Below are 22,973 nucleotides of genomic sequence, written 5' to 3' on the forward strand. Positions count from 1 at the left end.
TACATTGTCTACCTAGCTGCTTCCAGCCACAGGACCGTTAGGTCATTGAGCTATAACCCCCTCCGCAAAAAAAAATGGCAATACTTTTAAATAATGGCTTTTTTCTGATATAATAATGATTATCAATATCAGAAAACTAATGGTTACAGCATAGCAAGCAATAAAAATTAAGTAAATGGATATCTGTCTGAAACACCTGGATTTTTCCCGGGTTTTTGACAGTTCAATGGGAATTGGGGAGACTTCCCCAACAAACAGTTTGCAAAAAATTACGGCAGGGATTTTTTCGCAAACGCACGGCGCGTGTACCACCGTACCCTGCTTGCCAAGATTATCGGGAATTATGAGGAGCCTATATTCCGCTAAATCATTTTTTATCAATACGCAAGCGGAAATGCGCCGTCCCATGCGCTCGCGGATAGACGGGCGTTTCCCCGTTGGAATTTCGGGATCACCTGAAGCGTGGCGTAATCTGTTCGCAGGGGGAAACTATGAAAATTAACGCAAATGAACTCATGGACTATTATTCTAAAGCAACAATATCATTTTTTGATACAGTTTCTGAAGCCGTTCCGAGTGGGCTTAAGGGCGAAGGGTGGAGTACATACCCTAGGGCAGGTGGCATTATCATTCCTATTGAGGGAAGCGCCTGCTTTACGTTCAACCGTACGCCTTATGTGATGACGCCCGGCATGGTAATTCATGCCGGGCCGGATATGCGCTTGGACAAAGAGGTGATTGGAAACAAAACTTGGCGTTACGCATTGGTTCACTATAAGATCCCGGAGCATGAATACGCTTCCTTTCCATATTATCACAGGCATTTCAATATTCCTGTGGGGACGAATCCCCGCTTGATGGACATGCTGCTGAAGTTGCTGGTGAGCGATACCACACAGGGCGGGCAGGCGGTTCTGCGGTGCCGTTCCCTGTTTTATCACCTGATTGAAGAAATCGTTGTGTCGGCAAAAAGGCAGCAACGGGACAATGTCGGCGAACTAATTGATGACGCCACTGCTTTTATTCATGAGAATTATTCACGGCAGTTTACTATTGCCCAGCTTGCCGCGCAATATGGCATGGATGGAAAACGGTTTGCAGAGCTGTTCCAAAGACATATCGGTATGACACCTGTCCGTTATTTGACCGATCTTCGTATCGAGCGTTCCAAGGAGCTTCTAAGAATATCCAACTGCCCTGTTATGCAGGTGGCGGAGTGTGTAGGCTATATAGATTCCTATTATTTCAGCCGAATATTCAAGAAAGTCACAGGAATTTCACCTACGGATTTTCGGGTAGAAGCGCAAGCGGGAAAAGTATAGCTCCAACCGAAAAAAGTCCATTTACTTGCCCAGCATGTTTTGTTATACTTACCGATGTTGAGTTAGATAAGACTAACTAATATCTATATAAGAGGAATGAAAAATGAAAAAACTGCTGGCACTTTTAGTCTCAATCGCATTATTGACAGGTCTTCTGACGGGCTGTGCCGGGGCACCTGCGAAGGATAGCACAAACGGCGGTGCTGGGGAAACGGCGTGGCCCAGAACAGTGGAGGATGATTACGGGCATAATATTACGCTTGCAGAAAAGCCGGAACGAGTAGTGGTGCTGTATTACGGCCACATTGAAACACTTATTGTTCTCGGTCACCCTCCGGTTGGGGCGGCGCTGGCCCACACGGCAATGCACGGATTTGAAACACTCGAACAGTATGCAGATAAAATTGAAATCATTGACGTAGGCGATCCGTCAAAACCTAATTTGGAGCAAATACTGGAAGTTGCTCCCGATTTGATTATTGGTACGGCGACACATACCGAGGTTTATGATGATCTTAGTAAAATAGCGCCTACCGTTTTGTTTAACAGCGAAGACTGGGAAGCCAATCTGTACGATTATGCAGAATGCCTGGGTGCTGAGAAAGAGGCAGAGCAATATATCGCCGACGTGGATGCCTTAATGGCTGATGCCAGACAAAAACTGTCCGAATATAAAGACAAAACCTTCTTTATTGCTTTTGACCTTGGCAAAAACACATTTGGCGCTATTGGCACAAATGTCACCAGGCAGCAGGTTTTCTTTGACAATGAAACCGGACTTGGTCTGACGGCGCCGGCTGGAAGCCCGGAGGAATTCGGGCTGATATCTCTGGAGTCATTAGCGGAGTTCAACCCTGATTACATATTTATTATTGGCAAGCTTGGTTCGGAGCAAACAGGCTATAAAGCAACTTTTTTGGAAGCGGGCACCGAAGATTCGAATATCTGGAAATCGTTAAAAGCCGTGCAAGCAGGAAAGATATATTTCCTTGACCCCGCTTGCCTAACGGGCTCGCCGCTGGGTATAAAACTGGCGATTGAAACAATTGCGGACAAAGTGTTACATAGATAGGCAGAATTGAGCAAAAGAACACTGTATGTATCTCTGCCCTTAAGCCGGGCGCGGTCTGCGCCTGGTTTCTTATTGCCCCAATTACTCTATCACCGATGAAAGGGAGGCAAAATGGTTAAAAACTTGAAACGCTTTTTAAAATACTACCGCCCCTACAAAAGGTTGTTTTTTCTGGATTTGTTCTGTGCGGTGGCGGCGGCTCTGCTGGAGCTGCTTTTCCCCTTGACAGTGAGTCACATCGTGGACACCCTGCTGCCTACCGGGAACTGGGACTTAATTTTATCTTCCTGCGCCGCGCTTGTGGGTGTCTACCTGGTCAATACCGCCCTCAAATATGTGGTGGGTTATTGGGGGGAGCGGCTGGGCCTGTATATTGAAACTGACCTGCGCACGGAGCTTTACACCCACATGCAAAAGCTTTCCTTTCGTTTTTTTGATAACCATAAGACAGGCCAGCTTGCCTCCCGAATTTCCAATGATTTGCTGGATGTGGGAAACATGGCCCACTACGGGCCGGAGCATTTCCTGATTGCGGTATTTACCCTGATCGGCGCCCTGTTCCTGATGTTTTGCGCCAATTGGCAGCTTGCGCTTTTACTGGGTGTTTTTGTCCTGATACTGCTGGCCATTAACATCTACTTTATGCAAAGGCTGGTGGCCGCCAGAGGGCGTATGTTCGGAGCCATTGGGGGATTTATATCCCGGCTGGAGGACGGCATCGGCGGTATCAGGGTGGTGCAGGCGTTTGCCAACGAAAATTATCAGAAGAAGCTGTTCATGAAGGACAACCAAAAATTCTGTGAGGCGAAAATCGAGGGTTTCAAGAATACTGCCAAAAATGAGGCCGTTACCTATATTTTCATCAACCTGCTGCCGCTTCTGGCCCTGCTGGGAGCAAGCTGGTTTACCTTAAACGGAGGCATGAGCAGCGGCGAGCTGTTCAGCTTTATCCTGCTGGCAACTGTGATGGTGACGCCCGTTCAGATGCTGACCGCCTTTTCCGTACACTTTCCCAACGGCATGGCGGGTTTTAAGAATTTCCTTGAAATCATGGACACCGAGCCGGAAATCAAGGATGCGGCCAATGCTGTAGAGGCGACCTCTCTGGGGGGCGATATCAGATATGAAAACATTACCTTCGGCTATAACCAGGGACAGGCCGTGCTGAAGAATATTAATTTGTCCATCTGCACCGGTGAAACGGTTGCCTTTGTGGGAACCTCCGGTTCGGGTAAAACCACGCTATGCAGCCTGCTGCCCCGCTTCTACGAACCGGAGGCCGGGTACATTACCATCGACGGCCTGGATATCCGGGATATGACGCTGTATTCCCTGCGACGGCAGATCGGTGTGGTGCAGCAGGACGTTTTCCTGTTTGTCGGTACGATCCGGGAAAACATCCAGTTCGGCAAGCTGGACGCCACGGAGCAGGAGATATGGGAGGCAGCCCGGCGAGCCCAGCTTGACGCGTTCATCCGGGAGCAACCGGACGGGCTTGACACCATCATCGGGGAGCGTGGAGTGAAGCTCTCCGGCGGGCAGAAGCAACGGCTTTCCATTGCCCGGATGTTCTTGAAGAACCCGCCCATTCTCATTTTGGACGAGGCAACTTCCTCGCTGGATACCCAGACCGAGGCGGCAGTCCAGCAATCTCTGGCTGAGCTGTCCAAGGGACGTACAACACTGGTTATCGCCCACCGGCTGGCGACGGTGCGCAACGCCGACCGCATCGTAGTATTGGCGGAAAGCGGCATCATGGAACAAGGCAGTCACGAACAACTATTGCAACAAGGCGGGATATACAGCCGCCTGCATCGGGCGCAGGCCGGAGCGTAGCAGCAAGGAGGCAAACAAAAAACATGAATCAACCAAAAGAAACGGTACAGGCGGTTCAAGATATAAAACATATAACACAAAAGAAAAAAGGCCGCGCATGGGCGGCGGGGCTTATTATCATATGCGGCGGCGGACTGTTGATCCTGCTCTTGGCCTTTTCGATTGCCAAGGGCGCGGCGGGAATTCCGCTTTCCTCAGTGTGGGACGCCCTTTTCCGCTTTGATGCGGCGAACACCCAGCAGCTGATCGTGGTTGACCTGCGCCTGCCCCGGGTCATTGCCAGTGCCCTTGTGGGCGCAGCCTTTGCCGTGGCCGGGGCCATTTTGCAGGGAACGACCCGAAATCCTCTGGCCGATTCCGGGCTGTTAGGGCTAAATGCCGGGGCGGGCTTCGCCCTGTCCATCTGCTTTGCGTTTTTTCCCGGCATGGGGTATATGCAGATCATCCTATTCTCCTTTTTAGGGGCTGCATTGGGGGCGGGGCTGGTCAATGGCATCGCATCCCTGCGGCGCGGCGGCGCAACACCGATGCGCCTGGTTCTGGCGGGCGCTGCGGTCAGCGCGCTGCTGGCGGCGCTCAGTCAGGGCATCGCACTGTATTTCGCTGTAGCTCAGGACCTCATGTTTTGGACCGCAGGCGGCGTGGCCGGTTCCAATTGGGAGCAAATCAAAATCATGACGCCGTGGATACTCGCCGCTTTGCTGGGGGCGATTGCTCTCTCTCGTTCCATTTCTCTGTTAAGTCTGGGCGAGGACGTGGCCAAAGGCTTGGGACTCAATACGGCCATAGTCAACGCCCTTTGCTCCCTCATTGTTCTGATACTGGCGGGGGCTTCGGTATCCGTGGTGGGCGCGGTGGGCTTTGTAGGCCTGATTATTCCCCATCTGGCAAGATACCTTGTGGGAGTGGATTACCGCTGGATCATACCATCCTCGGCGGTACTGGGGGCACTTTTGATGGTTGCGGCGGATTTGGGTGCGAGAATGCTCAACCCGCCCTTTGAAACGCCCATCGGTGTATTGACTGCGCTGGTTGGCGTGCCCTTCTTTTTATATCTATCCCGCAAGCAAAAGAGGGCGTTGTAATGGATATACGGCAGAAAAACGAAGCGTATAAAAGAAAAATTGCCATCCGAAATACGGCCATCGTCGTCGGCTGTGCGGCTTTGCTTGTGATTTCCCTTATTATCAGCATGAATACGGGATATACGAAGCTCACTCCGCTGGATACCCTGCGCACCCTGTTCGGTGGCGGCACGGCTAAAGAAAACCTGATTTTGTTCGATTTCCGGCTGCCCCGCATTGTTGTTTCCATCCTCGTTGGCGCAGGGTTGGCGCTCTCCGGCTGTATCATCCAGGGTGTTGCCAAGAATGCGCTGGCCGACCCCGGCTTGCTCGGTATCAACGCGGGCGCTGGGCTTACGGTCATCCTGTATGTGATGTTTTTCGGCGCTCAGTCCTTTCTCTCGGTCTTTACCTTACCTTTTCTGGCATTGGCAGGTGCGGGCGTGACGGCCATTTTGATTTATGCGCTGACTTTCAAGAAGGGTGAGGGCATCGTTCCCCTGCGCCTGATATTGACAGGCGTGGCGCTACAGGCCGGTATTTCTGCCCTGACTACCTTGCTGGTCGTGAAGCTGGACGAAACGCAATTTACCTTCGTGGCGACATGGCAGGCAGGCAGCATTTGGGGCTCAAACTGGAAATTCGTGTTGGCGTTACTTCCGTGGCTGCTGCTCCTGATTCCCTATGTGATGTACAAGGCCCGTGTTTTGGACGTGCTGAACATGGGCGATGACGTGGCGTACAGCTTAGGTGCGTCGGTGGAACGTGAACGGCGCGGGCTGCTGGCGGCGTCTGTTGCCCTTGCCGCCTCCTGCGTGGCGGTGAGCGGCAGCATCAGCTTTGTGGGGCTGATCGCACCCCATCTGGCGCGGCGGCTGGTAGGGCCGCAGCACGCCATTTTGCTGCCCGCCTGCGCTCTAACGGGCGCGGTGCTGGTATCGGTAGCAGACACCATCGCGCGGGTAATCGTGCAGCCCTCAGAGATACCCACCGGCATCATGGTAGCCATCATCGGCGCACCGTATTTCCTCTACCTGCTGGCAAAGAGCAGGCAGTAACGAAAGGATGATGAACATGCACAGTATTGCAACAGAAAACTTAGCCGTCGCCTACGATGAAAACCTTGTGGTGGACGATCTGGATATGCAAATCCCACAGGGGCAAATTACGGCCATCATCGGGCCGAATGGCTGCGGGAAATCCACCGTATTAAAGGCTGCGGGCCGAATCTTAAAACCCAAGGGCGGCATGGTGTACCTGAATGGAGATGATATCCGCCGCCTGACAACGAAAGAGGTGGCGCAGAAGATGGCCATCCTTCCTCAATCCCCGCAGGCCCCGGCAGGGCTGACCGTGGGCGAGCTTGTGGCTTACGGGCGTTTCCCCCATCAGCAGGGCTTTGGGAATCTGAAACCCGAGGACAAGAAAATTATCCTGTGGGCGCTGGCGGTAACGCGCCTCGTCGAGTTTGAAACCACGGCGGTGGACAATCTCTCCGGCGGCCAGCGGCAGCGGGTGTGGATTGCAATGGCCCTTGCCCAGCAGACCGACCTGATCCTGCTGGACGAGCCGACGACCTATCTTGATCTGGCTTATCAATTAGAGGTTCTGGAATTGCTCTACCGCCTGAACCGGGAGCAAAGCTGCACGATTGTGATGGTACTGCATGACCTTAATTTGGCCGCCCGTTTTGCGGATTACATGATCGCCCTACGCTGCGGTGACATTATCAAGCACGGTACGCCGGAGGAAGTCATGACTACAGAGGTTCTCCGCGAAACCTTCCACATCGACGCGGAAATTGTGAAGGACCCGCGCACGGGTCGCCCCACCTGTGTTTCCTACGACCTGATCCGGCCGGTCGAGGATAGCTGTGATATATGCAAGAAAGTGTGTACGAGCTATTAACCCGCGCTCGGAACTTGCACCCGTTAGACTGCGCCCAGGCCGGGCGCACAGCAAAAAATCCGGTACCCTGGATTAGGGTACCGGATTAATCTTATTGACTTAACAGTTCGCGTACTATGGAATTTACCAGTTTGCCATCAGCGCGGCCTTTCACTTTAGGCATCAGCGCTGCCATTACTTTTCCCATATCTTTGGGAGTCGTTGCCTGAGTCTCGGCCACAGCATCAGTTACCAGAACCCGTACTTCAGCTTCACTAAGTTGTTGAGGAAGATACAGCAGCAGAATGGCAATTTCCTGTTCAAGTTGTTGTGCCAGATCCAAACGGTTGCCTTTGGTAAATTCCTCCATTGCATCCCGGCGCATTTTTACTTCTTTTGCCAAAACATCAAGAACTTCTTCTTCAGATAGTTCTTTTTTGCGGTCAATCTCAACATTCTTTATTGTGGCACGAACCATGCGAATAACCGACAGGCGCAGTTTCCCCGCCTCTTTATCTTTCATGGCCTGCTTCATGTCTTCATTCAATTTGTCTTTAAGCGACATGTCAAGATACCTCCGAAACGATATTAAGCCTTGAACTTACGTTTACGTGCTGCTTCGGATTTTTTCTTGCGTTTAACGCTGGGTTTTTCATAATGTTCGCGCTTTCTTACCTCAGCAAGGGTGCCGGCTTTCTGACATGTACGTTTAAATCTGCGGAGTGCGCTATCGATTGTTTCGTTTTTTCCTACCTTAACTTCTGACATCTAATTTCCCTCCCTCCACTCAGACCGTTACGGGAAGTGTATTGTTAACATACACCTAAATATTATACAGGAAACAATGAATAATTGTCAATATTAGCCTGGGGGCCAGGTCATAAACCGACCGCCCAGAATATGAATATGCAAATGATTCACTGTTTGCCCGCCATTATCCTTGGTATTGACCACAAGCCGGAAACCAGCCTCGTCTAACCCCAGCTGCCTGGCAATTTTGGGAATTGTCAGCATTAGATGGTCAATCAGTCCATTGTCCTCAGGGGTAATCTCCAGCAGATTGGCGATATGCTTTTTGGGGATTACCAGCACATGTACCGGAGCAGCCGGGCTGATATCGTTAAAGGCCAGCAGCTTATCGTCTTCATAAACTGGCTGAGCCGGAATCGTCCGCTGAACAATATTGCAAAAAATACACTCCGTTTGCATACAGGCCTCCTTATACCAAACCTTCTCCACTTGGTAGTTATATACAATGTATAAAGAAAATATTCGGCCTATACCGGCAATATCCTGCTGTAATTATTGCTTTATTAAAATTTTAATCGGCAACCGTGCCCCAGATACCATCCAGATATAACCTGTCCAGTCTCATTGGCTGCAGCTTGCCCTCGCCAACCGCAGCGGCACTGGTATAAACTCTTAAATAATTGACGGTTAAACCATCAATGGCAGCGCCGTCGGCCGACTCAAACAAAACCTCCATCGTACGGCCAAGATAAGCTTGTTTGTATTGTAAGCTCTTTTTTTCGGCCAGCTTGCTCATTGCAGCCGCCCGCTGCTTCTTCTGCTCCTCAGAAACCTGACCGGCAAATGCCGCGGCCGGCGTACCGCTTCGGCGGGAATAAGGAAATACATGAATCCGGCTGAAGGGCAGGCGATCAATCACCTGCAGGCCATTGGCAAACATTTTTTCGGTCTCACCGGGAAAACCAACAATGATATCCGTCGAAATTGCAATATCCGGAATTCTGTTCATAATGGCTTCCATCAGCGCCTCAAATTCGGCTACCGTATAATGCCTGTTCATTGCAGCCAGCACCTGATTGTCGCCCGCCTGCAGAGGCAGGTGGAGATGACGGCATAAACGTCCGTCCTGCTGCATTAAATCGATCAGCTCATCCGCCACTTCCACCGACTCTAAAGATCCTAAACGCAGTCGCTGCAATTCTTTAACAGCTAAAACAGTTTTCACGGCATCGACCAGATTGACGGAGCCGGAAAAATCCCGGCCATAGGCCCCCAAATGGATACCGGTAAGCACAATCTCTTTAAATCCGGCTTTAACCAGCTTGCGGGCCTCGCCGGCAATACTGCCCAATGGTCTGGACCTTAGCGGCCCCCTGGCGTAAGGGATGATACAATAAGTGCAGTAGTTGGTACAGCCCTCCTGGATTTTCAGAAAGGCTCTGGTCCTGCCGGGAGCGGCAAACAAGGGAATATCCTCAAATTCCTGCATTTTCATAATATCGGTAACTGCATTGACTTTCTTATGGGAAAAGGCTGCCTGCTCAACCAAATCGACAATTTTATCGCGGTCTTTTGTACCAACAATGACATTTACTCCGGGTATGTTTTCCACCTGTTCAGGTGAGACCTGGGCATAGCAGCCGGTGACGGCGATAACGGCGTCAGCATTCAGCCGGGCGGCCCGGCGGATTAACTGGCGGGACTTCCGCTCGCCCAGATGGGTTACGGAGCACGTGTTGATCACATATACATCGGCCGGCTGATCAAACGGGCCTACCTCATAATGGCGCTGTTTAAACAGCCCTTCCATAATCTCTGTTTCAAATTGATTTACTTTACAGCCTAAAGTCGTAAACGCCACCCGCGGCACAAAATCGCCTCCCAAACCGGCGCCGGCAATACCGCGTCAGTTCTTCGACTCCCGGTAACCGCCCAAATCGCCTTTTTCATAAAGAACTATACCAAGCGCTGTAAGCGCAGCTGTCTCAGTTCGCAATATCCGTGGCCCCATGGTCAAAAACCGAACATCATTCCGGCGGCAAAAATCAGTTTCCGCAGTACTAAAGCCGCCTTCCGGACCGATGAGCAGCAGGTAGCTGCCGGCGGACTCATGCTTTGTCAGAAATTCTTTTATTCCCATTGGTGCAAGGCCTTCATACAGCATGAGTACCGTAACATCGTCGTCCAGGCTGTTGAACAGTTCAGCAAGTCCCTGAATGGGCTTGACTTCGGGCACAGTTGACCTTTGACATTGCTTGGCGGCCTCACCGGCAATCTTTTGCCAGCGCTGCCGCCGGGCCTGCCGTTTGGCTTGATCGTATTTAACCACACTATGTTCGGCGGCAACAGGATAAATTGCCTCCACGCCAAGCTCAACCGCTTTTTGCACAATATAGTCCATTTTATCGCCTTTAGGCAAACACTGGGCTAAAAGCACCTGCACTGGCGGCTCGTTCTCAATAGCGATTGTCCGTTGCAGCAAGGCGGTTACTTCATGTTCGTTAAACCGGGTAATTTCAGCAATACCGGCCTGACCATCGGCCGACACCACAACAATTTCATCAGCCGGTTTCATTCTGAGAACCCGGCTGATATGACGGGCGTCCGCCCCTTTGATGACGACCTCCGGGGTTAGCGGTCCCGGGAGAAAAAAGCGGCGCACATCATCCGCCTCCTTTGCGAACCAGCATCGCCACCCAGCCGCCTTCTTCCATGACCTTGTCCACCGTTAAATGATTGGCGATGACGGCTGCGGTGACATCGCTTAACCGTTCAGCAATAATGCCGCTGGCAATCAGCACGCCATTGTCAGTTAAACGGCCGGGAATATCCTCCACCAGTTGAATAATCACATCGGCAATGATATTGGCAATAATCACATCAGCCTGACCGAAGAGTCCGGTCAATAAATTGCCGGTATGAATGTCGACAATTTCGTTCACCTGGTTAATTGCCGCATTTTCAGTTGCTACCCGCACCGCAACGCCATCCAGGTCAACAGCCTGAACACTGGCTGCTCCCAGCTTGGCCGCCGCCACAGCTAAAATGCCCGAGCCGGTGCCAATGTCGAAAATTGTGCTGCCTGGTTCAACTACTTCTTCCAAATATCTGATGCACATTGCTGTTGTATGGTGGGTCCCGGTGCCAAAAGCCATGCCGGGATCGAGTTCAATAACCAGATCGTTTTCCGTCTGTTCATATTTCTCCCAGGATGGTTTAATGACAATTCTCTCACCGATTTTCACCGTATGAAAATAGTCTTTCCACGAAGATGCCCAGTCTTCCTCATTGATTTCCTGACATTGAATACTGCCCTGGCCTTTATCCAAATGATGATTGGCCAGTTCATTTACCTGTTCTTCGAAAACCTTCAGCTTATCGTCGAGCTGTTCGTCAACAGGCAGGTAGGCCTTGACCGTAACCACTTCCAGATTGGTTTGTTCCGGAATATCGCAGTAGTCCCAGGCGCCTGACCGGCGATAAGCGTTTACCAGTTCCGGATCTTCAATGACTACACCGCTTGACCCCAGCTCATGAAATATATCGGCAATCGCTTCGGTGGCTTCATGAGTAGTTTGAATACTGATTTCGGCCCACTTCATGGTATGGTCGCCCCCTTAACATTTTCTAAGCTGCCAGATGAACTATGCCGAGAGTTTAACTCCCGGCATAGTTCCATTATACCCCAAAAGCGTCTTTTACTTTCTTAAAAAAGGTTTTTTGCTCCGGATTGACATTCTCGCCCGAAATACTGGCAAATTCGTTCAAAATCGCCCGCTGACGCTCTGTTAATTTTTGTGGTGTCAGCACCTTGATTTTCACATGCTGATCGCCGCGCCCCTGTCCTCTCAGATAAGGAATGCCTTTATCCTTCAGGCGCAGAATCGTGCCTGACTGAATTCCTTCCGGAATTTTCATCTTCACTTTGCCATCCAGCGTGGGTACTTCAATTTCATCGCCCAGCGCCGCCTGCACAAAGCTGATCGGCACCTCACAAATAACTTCGGTACCCTCACGGGTAAACAATTTATGCGGCTTTACAAAGATATATACATATAAATCGCCCGGCGGACCCCCGCGAAGGCCGGCTTCGCCTTCATGAGCAACCCTCAGTCGTGAACCATGATCAACTCCGGCCGGAATCTTAATTTTAATCTTGCGTTTCGCTCTGATTTTCCCATGCCCGCCACACTCTTTACAAGGGGTATGAACAATTTTTCCTTCGCCATGACAACGGTCGCAGGCTTTTACATTAACCATCCGGCCAAATGGCGTGTTTTGCGCATACTGTACCTGACCCGTTCCCTTACATTGCGGGCAGGTTTCCGGATGGGTGCCGGGAGCAGCGCCCGAACCGTGGCAGGTGGTGCAGTTTTCCGTACGTGGAATGTGAACCTCGGTTTCCAGTCCAAAAGCCGCTTGTTCGAAAGCAATCTCCATATCATAGCGCAGGTCGGAGCCTTTTTCCGGCCCGGACTGGCGGCCGCCAAAGCCGGACTGACCAAAAAACATATCAAAAATATCACTAAAACCACCGCCGGCGTTGCCAAAACCAAAGCCCCCGGCGCCACCACCGCCCTGTGATCCATCAAAGGCGGCATGACCAAATTGATCGTATTGGGCCCGCCGCTCCGCGCTGGACAGTACTTCATAGGCTTCATTTATTTCTTTAAATTTTTCTTCGGCGTCAGGCTTGTCACGGTTGACGTCAGGATGGTACTTGCGGGCTAATTTACGAAACGCCTTTTTTATTTCATCATCCGACGCGGTACGCGCAACACCCAGCACCTCATAATAATCGCGTTTACTCACATTACACCATCCTAAACTATTATTCAGGCATATTCACCGCAAGACTCCGGCCTAAAAGACCGGAGCCGGCGGCGCCTAACCTAAAAAAATCAGCTGGTTATTTTTGCTTACTTCTTTTCGTCATCGACAACTTTATATTCGGCATCCACAACTTTTTCACCCGTCTGAGCGTCCGCCTGCTCGCCGGCATCGGCAGCACCCTGGGCTTCAGTCGCCTGATAAACCGCCGCCGACAATTCATACAGCGGCTTAGTAAGCTCTTCCGTATCGGCTTTGATTTTTTCCAGATCAGTACCCTTAAGTGTTTCCTTAAGCTTGTCGGCAGCCGCCTGAACCTTGCCGATTAAAGCTTGATCTGCTTTATCGCCGATTTCCTTAATTGTTTTCTCCGCTTGATAGACCAGCGAATCGGCATTGTTGCGCACTTCAACTTCTTCTTTGCGTTGTTTGTCCTCAGCCGCGTGTACCTCTGCTTCCTTAACCATCCGTTCAATATCGTCTTTGCTCATACCGCCGGAAGAAGTAATGGTAATTTTCTGTTCTTTGCCGGTACCCAGATCTTTGGCTGAAACATGAACAATGCCGTTGGCATCAATATCAAAAGTAACCTCAATGCGTGGAACCCCGCGCGGAGCCGGAGGAATTCCGGATAACTCAAACCGGCCAAGCGTCTTGTTGCCGGAAGCCATTTCCCGTTCTCCCTGCAATACATGAATATCAACCGATGGCTGATTATCAGCGGCAGTGGAAAAAATCTGACTCTTGGAAGTAGGAATCGTAGTGTTTCGCTCAATAATTTTGGTGCATACGCCGCCCATAGTTTCAATACCCAGCGATAAGGGCGTTACATCCAGCAGCAATACATCCTTCACTTCACCGACCAATACACCGGCTTGAATGGCTGCGCCCAACGCAACGCATTCGTCCGGGTTTACGCCGCGGTGCGGCTCTTTACCCAAAAATTTCTTAATGGCTTCCTGAACGGCGGGAATACGGCTTGAACCGCCAACCAGAATAACTTTATCAATCTCATTTGCTGACAATCCTGAATCGCTCAGCGCCTGGCGGGTAGGCGCCATGGTGGCCTCCACCAGATCGGCAGTCAGTTCTTCAAATTTTGCTCTGGTTAAATTCAAATCCAAATGCTTCGGCCCGGTTTGATCAGCAGTAATAAACGGCAGGTTAATATTTGTGGTCAATACGCCGGAAAGCTCAATCTTCGCTTTTTCCGCCGCTTCTTTCAACCGCTGTACGGCCATCCGGTCGGCTGATAAATCAATGCCATGCTCTTTTTTGAATTCAGCAATCATCCAGCTCATGATCCTGTCGTCAAAATCATCGCCGCCCAGCTTATTATTACCGTGGGTTGCTTTCACTTCAAATACGCCGTCACCCAGTTCCAGGATAGAAACGTCAAAAGTCCCGCCGCCTAAGTCAAAGACCAGAATGGTATGATCGTTTCCTTTATCCATGCCATAAGCCAGAGCTGCCGCGGTTGGTTCATTGATGATCCGCAGAACTTCCAGACCGGCTACCGTGCCGGCATCCTTGGTGGCCTGACGCTGGCTGTCGCTGAAGTAAGCCGGTACTGTAATGACAGCCTTGCTGACACTTTCCCCCAGATAGGCCTCGGCATCAGCCTTTAATTTCTGTAAAATCATTGCTGAAATTTCCTGAGGCGAATATTTCTTATCATCAATCGCCACTTTATAGTCGGTGCCCATATGGCGTTTAATCGAAATTACCGTACGGTCGGGATTGGAAACCGCCTGCCGTTTGGCCAGCTGCCCTACCAGTCTTTCCCCGGTTTTAGAAAAGCCTACGACCGACGGAGTTATCCGCGCGCCTTCGGCATTGGCGATAACCGTCGGCTCGCCACCCTCCATTACCGCTACTACCGAGTTTGTAGTACCTAAATCTATTCCTATTACTTTTGACATAATGTTAGCCTCCTTAAAATTATATGAATTTTACTCCTTGTTAACAGCCGACTACCTTTACCATACTGGGACGAATAATTTTGCCCCGAACGCGATAGCCCTTCTGCAATTCCTCGACAATTGTTCCTTCAGGCTGACTATCGTCTTCCACCCGCATGACAGCCTCATGAAATTGCGGATCAAAGGTTGCCCCCTGCGCTGCAAGCGGTTCAAGACCGTTTTTTTCCAAAATGCCGGTAAACTGACGGTAAACCATCTCAAGGCCTGACTTAAAGGCTTCGGCATCCTGCCCGGCATCAGCGCTCATTGCGCGCTCGAAATTATCCAGGAGCGGCAGCAAATCCTTGATCATATTCTGAACCACCAGGGCGGATAATTCTTCCTTTTCCTGCCTGGTACGCCGGCGATAATTATCAAAATCAGCCTGCAGGCGTTTAATGCGGTCAGTATGCTCCTGCAGCAGCCTGTTTTTCTCTTCGATTACCGCCATCATCTCCTCAATTTCCCTGTAGTCAAAGCAAACTTCCGCCTGCTCAGCTTGTTCAGCAGTGGCAGTGTCCGCTTCAGCAGAGTCAGCTGCGTGATCCTGCGTATTCTTATCTTCTGTCATTTAATTCACCTCAACTTTAAAAATCAGGCAGACCCGGCTCACTGGCAACAGCGGCTTTTGCCGCCTTATCGGGTTCTTCCTTTTTTTTGATAATAGTATCTATCCTCAATATGGCCACAGCTACTTCGCCGGCGGCTTTAATTGCATTAAGCTTTACCGGGGCGGGATCAAGCACGCCAAGCGCCGCCATGTCGGCAATATCGCCGGTATCACAGTCAATACCGAGGAAATCCAGCCTCTGTCCGGTTTGGGCGGCAATTACCTCTTCCACCTTCTCCAGGGGATTATAGCCGGCATTCTGGACAATTTGGGCCAGCGGCCGTTTCAGGGCATTCACCACACAGTCCACCCCGTAAGCGGCCATCCCCTTAATATTTTCCCGGTCTTTTTCCACCTGTCGAGCCAGCGCAATTTCCGTTGAACCGCCGCCCGGAACATAACCTCCCCTGGCGGTTGCCTGAACGCTGGACGCCGCATCCTTGGCAATCCGCTCGCGTTCGCCCACAACCTCTGCAGTCGCCGCACCCACCAGAATTGTAGCCATTGGTTTGCCTTTACCGCCTAAAATTCTTACTTGCTCCAGCTTCTCATCCTGATAAACCGTATCAGCCCGGCCAATGTATTTTAACAGATCCTCGGCGCTTTTCTTCAGGCCGGTGCGCTTAATCATTCTGGCTCCCACATGCTCGGCCACCCGGCGTAAATCTTTGGCATTCATTCTTTGAATAACCAAAACGTTGCCGTCAATCAGTATTTCCTCGGCAATTTCATGCACGCCGCGGTCTGCTAAGACAACATTAACCCCCAGTTGAACAATTTTATGAACATTTGCTTTAAACTCTTCCTGCAACTCTATATAACGTTTGAACCCAGCCTCAGTGCCCAGCGCCTCATCGCCAATTTCTTCCGGCTCCAGCGCGTCGTCAAGGATCAGCGCCTTTACGCCGGATAATGCCTGCGGCATTTCCTCGCTCATGCGTTCCTTGTCGATAATGACACCCATGAATACCTCATTGTCCGCCCCTTCCTGAGCAGTAATGATGTCAGACAGCTTGAATTTTTTATCCGCCAGCTTCTCCATGCCGATCAGTTTCGCTGCCTCTACCACTAACTGGGCAATATCTTCGTGCTCGCGTCCGGCAATTCGGGCCACATTGGGTAAAACCGGGTCATGGATATCCTGCAGAACCCGCGCCTGCTGTTTTAAGTGAATTAACGCCTGGTCAATACCATATTTCAGCCCTTCAATCACCCTGGCTACCGGCACCCCGCGCAGCACCTGATTGACTCCCTCAGCCACCAGAGCGCCGGCCATAAGGGTGGCGGTGGTGGTACCGTCGCCAACTTCGGCCTGTTGCGCTTTAGCTATATTGATTAACATTCTGGCGGCCGGATGATTGACTTCCATTTTATCTAGAATCGTTACGCCGTCATTGGTAATGATTACTTCGCCAAACCGGTCCACCAGCATAGTATCCAGTCCTTTGGGACCAATCGTCCCTTCCACGGCTGCGGTAATCGCCCTTACGGCATTGGCGTTGGTCATTAACGCCGCCAGGCTTTCATCCACTTCCGCCCCGCTGCCGGCCTGTTTTAGATTCATTCCGGTTCCTCCTATATGTAAGCAGGGGATAATCCCCTACACTTTGTACTTTTTCAGTATCTCCCCCAGATGACTGTGCATAAACTCCAGCAAGGCCATCACTTTGCCGTATTCCATCCGGGTTGGTCCCAGCACGGCAATCGTACCCACAATCTTACCGTCCATCCGGTAAGCAGCCTGAACCATACTGCAATCCTTAATGCCGCTGTACGTGTTTTCATGGCCAATTCTGACCACGATGCCGTCCTCATCTTCCTCCTGCGTATGCAAAAGATCACATAACAGCTGCTCCTCTTCCAGCATCAGCAGGATATTTTTCATTTTCTCAACATCCCTGAACTCCGGCTGGCTTAGCAGCTGCGTTGTTCCGCCCAGATAGAGGCGTTCCTTTTTATCAATGGTAAGAACATTGTTCAGTACGGCCAGAGCCGCATCAAACAGGTTGGAATCAGGTACAACAGCTTTGCGGATTTCTTTTAAAACCGATGATTTAATTGAATCCAGTGATACGCCTGACAGGCGCCTGTTGATTGCCTCGGCAACCCGTTGCAGCTCTTCTAGGGTGGTATCTTCCGGTATGTCAATCATCTTGTTTTCAACAAATCCGCCGTCTGTCACAATTACCACAATGACCCGGCGTTCGTCCATGGGGAGAAATTGTAAATATTTAAAGGAACTTTGTGAAATTTGCGGCGCCAGCACTAAAGAGATATTATGCGTCATCCTGGAAATAATTCTGGCGGTTTCCTGAAACACTTCTTCAATTCGCCGTACTTTGGCGTTATACCAGCCCGAAATCAGACTAATCTCATTGTCTGAAATTGCCGGCCTTGCCAGTAATGTGTCTACATAAAACCGGTAACCTTTGGCCGAAGGGATACGGCCGGAAGATGTGTGAAGCTGCTCCAGATAGCCTAATAGCTCTAAATCAGCCATTTCGTTGCGGATTGTCGCCGGACTGACTCCTAGATCGTATTTACGGGCAATCGTCCGTGAGCCAATAGGTTCTGCGGTGGAAACGTAATCATTAATAATGGCCTGAAGAATTTTTCGCTTGCGCTCATCAAGCATTTTCCCACCTCCTATTGTTAGCACTCAAGTCGATAGAGTGCTAATATCTACTAAAAAAATACCACTCATTTGGCTGAATGTCAAGATACTCCGTAACTCAGCTTAAAAATTCGTTATCATTAAAGTAAAAACTCACTAAATACCTGATTGCCAAATTTCATTCCCAGGGCCGTAAGCCTGACATTATCGCCGGCCACAATGACTGCCCCTTTCCGTACCAGCCGGTCAACGGCAAATTGATAGACGGAAAAAAAATCACAGCTGAAACAATGTTGAAACTGGCTAACCGACAAGCCTTGCACGGTTCTCAGGGCCAAAAAGCAAAACTCAGCCATCGCCGTTTGCCGGTCAGGCTGTTCGATCAATACTACAGGCGGCTGTCCTGAGCTTACGCTGTCAATATATGTTTGCACATCGCTCACATTCGCCCGCCGCTGACCGTCAATAAAAGAATGAGCGGCGGCGCCCAGGCCGAGATAGGGTTGATACTGCCAGTATTTTAGGTTATGGCGGCATTGATAACCGGGCCGGGCAAAATTTGAAATTTCATACCGCGCAAATCCCAGCTTGGGCATGCTGTCCATAACAGCCTCATACATAGCGTCATCAAGCTCATCATCAGGCAGATTCAGACGGCCCTGGTTTGCCAGATAGGCAAAGCCGGTGCCCTCCTCCACCTTTAAGCCATATACCGATAAATGCCGGACATTTAACCGGTACGCCATTGCCAGGCTGTCATGCAAATCGTGAAGCGACTGGTCCGGCAATCCGTACATCAGATCCAGATTCAGGTTTTCGAAACCCGCTTTTTGGGCCAGTTCAACCGCCTGTACCGCCTCCCCGGCCGTATGAATACGGCCTAAAGCAGCCAGCACCGGATCGGAAAACGACTGAACGCCGAAACTCATCCGGTTGACGCCGCATTGCCGTAATTGGTCCAGCATGCTCCTGTCTGCCGTTCCCGGATTGGCTTCAATGCTTATTTCCGTATTGTCGGCCAGCTTAAAGGCCTGCCTGATGCTGTCCATTACAGCGGCAAGCAGCTTGCCGGACAGAACGGTTGGCGTTCCGCCGCCGATAAAGACCGTGTCAACCACAGCGCCAGACAGAATGCCGCCCTGATCGGCAATTTCCCGACACAAGGCGGCGACATAAGCGCTGTATAGGTGTTCCAGGCCCGTATATGACGGGAAATCACAATAAAAACACTTGCGCCGGCAAAAAGGAATATGGATATATAAACCTAAGCTCATCATACCGCTAATCAATCTTTAAGATTGCCATAAAGGCTTCCTGCGGTATCTCGACGCTGCCAACCTGTTTCATCCTTTTTTTGCCCTCTTTTTGTTTTTCCAGCAGTTTCCGCTTACGGCTGATATCACCGCCATAGCATTTGGCCAGAACATCTTTGCGCATTGCCCTGACTGTCTCGCGGGCAATTACTTTATTGCCGACTGCCGCCTGAATGGGTATTTCAAACATTTGCTTCGGGATAATGCTTTTGAGTTTCTCAGCCAGCTGCCGGCCCCGGTAGGCGGCTTTATCCCGGTGGACAATCACCGACAAGGCGTCAACCGGATCGCCGTTTAACAAAATATCCAGCTTAACCAGACTGGACGTATGGTAGCCGGTTAATTCGTAATCCAGTGAAGCATAGCCGCGGGTTGATGACTTCAAGCGATCAAAATAATCATAAATAATCTCGCTTAACGGTAAATGATAAGTGATCATCACTCTGGTTGTATCAAGATACTTCATATCTTTAAACTCACCGCGCTTTTCCTGGGAGAGTTCCATGACAGCGCCGACAAATTCATTTGGCACAATCACCGTGGCCTTGACGTAAGGCTCATCAATATGATCGATTTCGGTCGGCGGCGGCAGCTTGGACGGATTGTCTATTTCCAGCATATGGCCATCAGTCCTGTACACCCGGTAAATTACGCTTGGCGCCGTAGTAATCAGACTTAAGTTGTATTCCCGCTCAAGGCGTTCCTGGATGACATCCATGTGCAATAACCCGAGGAAGCCGCACCTGAAACCAAACCCGAGGGCAATGGAGGTCTCCGGCTCAAATAACAGCGCAGCATCATTTAACTGCAATTTCTCCAAAGCATCTTTGAGATTATCATAATCCGCGCTGTCTACCGGGTATAAACCGCAATAGACCATTGGGTTTATTTTTCGGTAACCGGGCAGGGCTGCCGCCGCCGGATGTTCGGCATCAGTAATGGTATCGCCAACCCGGACATCCTTTACATTCTTAATGCTGCCGGCCACAAATCCGACTTGACCGGTTCCCAGCTCAGCAATGGTCGCTAAAGACGGCTTAAAAATTCCCACCTCGGTCACTTCAAATTTTTTGTCGGTGGCCATCATTTTTAATTTCATGCCCGGCTTGATTCTGCCGTTCATCACCCGGACATAAGCAATGACCCCTTTATAGGCGTCAAAATGAGAATCAAAAATAAGCGCGCTCAGCGGCTCGTCAATCGCTCCCTTCGGCGGCGGAACCTTCTTCACAATGGCTTCCAGAATCCCGGCAATGCCAATGCCGGTTTTGGCGCTGGCCAGCACGGCATCTGAGGTGTCCAGCCCGATCACCTCTTCAATTTCCTGTTTAACTTTTTCCGGATCAGCGCTCGGCAAATCAATCTTATTAATTACCGGAATAATTTCAAGATTATTTTCCAAAGCCAGGTAAACATTGGCCAGTGTTTGCGCTTCAATTCCCTGGGCCGCATCCACCACCAGCAATGCACCTTCGCAGGCAGCCAGGCTGCGGGACACTTCATAAGTAAAATCAACATGACCAGGCGTATCGATCAGATTAAGCATATAGGTCTCGCCGTCTTGTGCAATATAGTCCAGCCGGACGGCCTGCGCCTTAATAGTAATGCCGCGTTCACGTTCCAGATCCATCTGATCCAGCACCTGAGCTTCCATCTCCCGTGAAGACAAGGTGCCCGTATATTCAATCAGCCGGTCGGCAAGGGTGGATTTCCCGTGATCTATGTGGGCAATAATGGAAAAATTACGGATATTTTTCGTTGTCATAGCATCCTCCCCGCTCTGGTACCTTGCGTCACCTAAAAACAAGAATACTTTAGCCGTCTTTTCCCTCCTGCTTTGTTGTAGCAGCCTTACAGATCCGCCGATCTGCACGGCTCCTTCACCTCGCAGTGCGAAAAAATCCGGGCAAACTTATTCGTTGTTTAAAATGACGAAAGTACTGGTTGCAATCGCCAAATACTGCTATAGATTATAGCATCCTGAAGCAGTAACCTGCAAGCATTACCTGTATTGATTGAGATATTGGACCAGGTCGCCGCAAAAAGCCGCCATATACTGCTGAAGCAGGCGCTTGCCTTCAGCCGCTTGCTGAATCATCCGTTGATACCAGGCGGCCAGTTTGGCAAGGATTGCCTGCGTATCGATACGGACACGGGTCGGCATTACCAACTTGCCACCGGCAACATTGACAATAATTTGCTGGTCACCCGTAACTTGCGCAACCGGATATACGGCTCTGGCCTTAACGCTGTTGCCAAATAAATAGGCCGCATATTGACCATTGTTATCACGTTTGACGGCAAACGCCTGGGCAAACTCCTGCCGGTGGGTCAAACGGTTAAGCTGGGTTTCAGCAACCGTAACCCCAATCATAATCAACAGCACCAATAGGAAAACGCCCCGACTTAGTTTGGTTATATCAGTATCGCTCATCGTAAACGCTCACCTCAACCTTAACTTACCAAAAAAAGAAATATTCATACATAAAAACAGTCACTTGAACTGACTGTTTTTATGTATGAATCAGATTATCAACCAAACAAGGGTTGCCAAACAGACGTACCGGCGTCCTGACCGGCAACGGCGCGAATTTTCAGCGGCCTGCGCCGGATCAGTTGCTTTCGGCAATGATTTGAGCAAGTATCTCGCCAAAAAACTCCATACTTCGCTCCACTTCCTCCATGCTATTTTCCTGACAGCCAACCTCCAGCAGCAGGGACCGGGGATGAAGATGCTGGTTATAGCGCCATTCTACCAGTAAAATTCCTTTAGATAATCCGGGATAATACTGCGTCAGCTTAGCTTCAATCAGTTTGGCAAAAGCGTGATTCTGCTGCCAGGTGGGCTGCGGCAAATCAGGTTGCCCTGTGGCTACAACAATCGTCAGTTTTGCCGCTGGAACCCCGTTGACGGTCACTGTATGATCTTCCCGTTTACCGGCATCCCGGTGAATATCAAAAATTATCTGAATAGAAGGGTTTTCAGCCAGCATTTGCTGAACTGTCGCTTCAGACACACCATAGGCTTTCATAAAACTGGGGTAATCATGAATATTTTTACTTTGGATGGCCGGAATGCCCAAGCTTTCCAGCTTTCTTGCCAGTGCGCCGCCAACGTCAACAATATCGCCGATTTGTCCGCCCGGTTTATGAGCCGCACCGGAACTGGGAATGAAAGATTCCGCCGTATGCGTATGGTATATTCCCACCAAAGGTTTGCCTTTGGGCAACATGCTCGCCGGATCAAATTTAGGAAAATTCGGCACTGTCATGGCGCTAACCGTTGGCTGTCCGGCCGGTATAACCGCCAACACCGGTATTTCAGCCTTTAACACCGAACGCATATCGTTAACATCAATTTCAGTAAAAAACAACACCAGCCCATGCATCACGCTCCGGACGGTAACTTCCGGCTTAACTTTGACCACCGGCGGCTTCTTTACTGTATTGGCTAGTCCAGGAATACCGGAGAACAAGATATCCCGCCATTCAGGCAGCCAGGAAGCCGCTTGGGGGTTCTCCTGCCCTGACCCTGACGAGCTTACCGTAACGGCAGATTCGGACCAGTCTGAACAGGCCCAGACCGCCAGGCAGCCGCTCAGCCCGACAATAAGGCTGAATAACACCACTTTTTGATAAGCAAACTTTCGCCGATGCCGTTGCCGTCTTGTCAACATTGTATCCTCCCGTAGGCCAGCAACCATAATTGCTACC

Annotated in this window: 21 protein-coding genes; 6 read left to right on the forward strand and 15 right to left on the reverse strand. The window is 50.5% G+C overall.

Going from position 1 to position 22,973, the window contains the following annotated elements:
- Nucleotides 1–437 precede the first annotated feature (437 nt).
- The 6 genes from BLR06_RS03830 to BLR06_RS03855 all read left to right on the forward strand — a co-directional run bounded on the left by BLR06_RS03830 (nucleotide 438) and on the right by BLR06_RS03855 (nucleotide 7,202).
- Nucleotides 438–1,322 (forward strand): AraC family transcriptional regulator, encoded by an 885-nt coding sequence (locus BLR06_RS03830; protein WP_217636823.1) that lies wholly within the window; start codon nucleotides 438–440, stop codon nucleotides 1,320–1,322.
- 103 nt (nucleotides 1,323–1,425) lie between these two features.
- Nucleotides 1,426–2,394, forward strand: coding sequence for an ABC transporter substrate-binding protein (locus BLR06_RS03835; RefSeq protein WP_092068501.1), 969 nt, complete (start codon nucleotides 1,426–1,428; stop codon nucleotides 2,392–2,394).
- 111 nt (nucleotides 2,395–2,505) lie between these two features.
- Complete coding sequence (locus tag BLR06_RS03840) at nucleotides 2,506–4,230, forward strand: ABC transporter ATP-binding protein (RefSeq protein ID WP_092068504.1); 1,725 nt, start codon at nucleotides 2,506–2,508, stop codon at nucleotides 4,228–4,230.
- A 23-nt stretch (nucleotides 4,231–4,253) separates the two neighbouring features.
- The gene (locus tag BLR06_RS03845; RefSeq protein WP_092068507.1) at nucleotides 4,254–5,315 is read left to right on the forward strand and encodes a FecCD family ABC transporter permease; all 1,062 of its coding nucleotides are present in this window, start codon (nucleotides 4,254–4,256) and stop codon (nucleotides 5,313–5,315) included.
- Nucleotides 5,315–6,352: a FecCD family ABC transporter permease gene (locus BLR06_RS03850; RefSeq protein ID WP_092068510.1), complete on the forward strand. Its 1,038-nt coding sequence runs from the start codon at nucleotides 5,315–5,317 to the stop codon at nucleotides 6,350–6,352. Before BLR06_RS03845 ends, BLR06_RS03850 begins: the two co-directional genes overlap by 1 nt.
- A gap of 16 nt (nucleotides 6,353–6,368) precedes the next feature.
- Nucleotides 6,369–7,202 (forward strand): ABC transporter ATP-binding protein, encoded by an 834-nt coding sequence (locus BLR06_RS03855; RefSeq protein WP_092068513.1) that lies wholly within the window; start codon nucleotides 6,369–6,371, stop codon nucleotides 7,200–7,202.
- Nucleotides 7,203–7,293: 91 nt separating this feature from the next.
- Here the strand turns inward: BLR06_RS03855 and BLR06_RS03860 are convergent, their stop codons facing one another.
- The 15 genes from BLR06_RS03860 to spoIIP all read right to left on the reverse strand — a co-directional run bounded on the left by BLR06_RS03860 (nucleotide 7,294) and on the right by spoIIP (nucleotide 22,936).
- On the reverse strand, nucleotides 7,294–7,746 hold the full coding sequence (locus BLR06_RS03860) for a GatB/YqeY domain-containing protein (RefSeq protein ID WP_092068516.1): 453 nt from the start codon (nucleotides 7,744–7,746) through the stop codon (nucleotides 7,294–7,296).
- A 23-nt stretch (nucleotides 7,747–7,769) separates the two neighbouring features.
- Nucleotides 7,770–7,949, reverse strand: a complete 180-nt coding sequence (rpsU, locus tag BLR06_RS03865) for a 30S ribosomal protein S21 (RefSeq protein ID WP_019553266.1) — start codon at nucleotides 7,947–7,949, stop codon at nucleotides 7,770–7,772.
- A 93-nt stretch (nucleotides 7,950–8,042) separates the two neighbouring features.
- Nucleotides 8,043–8,390, reverse strand: a complete 348-nt coding sequence (locus BLR06_RS03870) for a histidine triad nucleotide-binding protein (protein WP_092068519.1) — start codon at nucleotides 8,388–8,390, stop codon at nucleotides 8,043–8,045.
- A gap of 112 nt (nucleotides 8,391–8,502) precedes the next feature.
- On the reverse strand, nucleotides 8,503–9,801 hold the full coding sequence (mtaB, locus tag BLR06_RS03875) for a tRNA (N(6)-L-threonylcarbamoyladenosine(37)-C(2))-methylthiotransferase MtaB (protein WP_092068523.1): 1,299 nt from the start codon (nucleotides 9,799–9,801) through the stop codon (nucleotides 8,503–8,505).
- A gap of 36 nt (nucleotides 9,802–9,837) precedes the next feature.
- A complete protein-coding gene (locus tag BLR06_RS03880) occupies nucleotides 9,838–10,593 on the reverse strand; it encodes a 16S rRNA (uracil(1498)-N(3))-methyltransferase (RefSeq protein WP_092068526.1) in 756 nt (251 codons plus the stop codon).
- 1 nt (nucleotide 10,594) lies between these two features.
- Nucleotides 10,595–11,533 (reverse strand): 50S ribosomal protein L11 methyltransferase, encoded by a 939-nt coding sequence (gene prmA, locus BLR06_RS03885; RefSeq protein ID WP_092068529.1) that lies wholly within the window; start codon nucleotides 11,531–11,533, stop codon nucleotides 10,595–10,597.
- A 76-nt stretch (nucleotides 11,534–11,609) separates the two neighbouring features.
- Nucleotides 11,610–12,743: a molecular chaperone DnaJ gene (gene dnaJ / locus BLR06_RS03890; protein ID WP_092068532.1), complete on the reverse strand. Its 1,134-nt coding sequence runs from the start codon at nucleotides 12,741–12,743 to the stop codon at nucleotides 11,610–11,612.
- A 107-nt stretch (nucleotides 12,744–12,850) separates the two neighbouring features.
- Nucleotides 12,851–14,683 (reverse strand): molecular chaperone DnaK, encoded by a 1,833-nt coding sequence (gene dnaK / locus BLR06_RS03895; protein WP_092068535.1) that lies wholly within the window; start codon nucleotides 14,681–14,683, stop codon nucleotides 12,851–12,853.
- Nucleotides 14,684–14,723: 40 nt separating this feature from the next.
- On the reverse strand, nucleotides 14,724–15,293 hold the full coding sequence (gene grpE, locus BLR06_RS03900; protein ID WP_092068538.1) for a nucleotide exchange factor GrpE: 570 nt from the start codon (nucleotides 15,291–15,293) through the stop codon (nucleotides 14,724–14,726).
- A 16-nt stretch (nucleotides 15,294–15,309) separates the two neighbouring features.
- A complete protein-coding gene (locus BLR06_RS03905) occupies nucleotides 15,310–16,896 on the reverse strand; it encodes a TCP-1/cpn60 chaperonin family protein (RefSeq protein WP_092068541.1) in 1,587 nt (528 codons plus the stop codon).
- A 36-nt stretch (nucleotides 16,897–16,932) separates the two neighbouring features.
- Nucleotides 16,933–17,967, reverse strand: a complete 1,035-nt coding sequence (gene hrcA, locus BLR06_RS03910) for a heat-inducible transcriptional repressor HrcA (protein ID WP_092068544.1) — start codon at nucleotides 17,965–17,967, stop codon at nucleotides 16,933–16,935.
- 119 nt (nucleotides 17,968–18,086) lie between these two features.
- Nucleotides 18,087–19,220 carry a radical SAM family heme chaperone HemW gene (gene hemW / locus BLR06_RS03915; protein ID WP_092069842.1) on the reverse strand — a complete coding sequence of 378 codons (1,134 nt, stop codon included), beginning with the start codon at nucleotides 19,218–19,220 and terminating at the stop codon, nucleotides 18,087–18,089.
- Nucleotides 19,221–19,227: 7 nt separating this feature from the next.
- Nucleotides 19,228–21,024, reverse strand: coding sequence for a translation elongation factor 4 (gene lepA / locus BLR06_RS03920; protein WP_092068547.1), 1,797 nt, complete (start codon nucleotides 21,022–21,024; stop codon nucleotides 19,228–19,230).
- A gap of 237 nt (nucleotides 21,025–21,261) precedes the next feature.
- Nucleotides 21,262–21,693, reverse strand: a complete 432-nt coding sequence (locus BLR06_RS03925; protein WP_092068550.1) for a hypothetical protein — start codon at nucleotides 21,691–21,693, stop codon at nucleotides 21,262–21,264.
- A gap of 178 nt (nucleotides 21,694–21,871) precedes the next feature.
- Entirely contained in the window at nucleotides 21,872–22,936 is a 1,065-nt protein-coding gene (spoIIP, locus tag BLR06_RS03930) for a stage II sporulation protein P (protein ID WP_092068552.1), read from the reverse strand.
- Nucleotides 22,937–22,973: the final 37 nt, after the last annotated feature.

The sequence above is a fragment of the Dendrosporobacter quercicolus genome, from assembly GCF_900104455.1.
Taxonomy (GTDB): Bacteria; Bacillota; Negativicutes; order DSM-1736; family Dendrosporobacteraceae; genus Dendrosporobacter; species Dendrosporobacter quercicolus.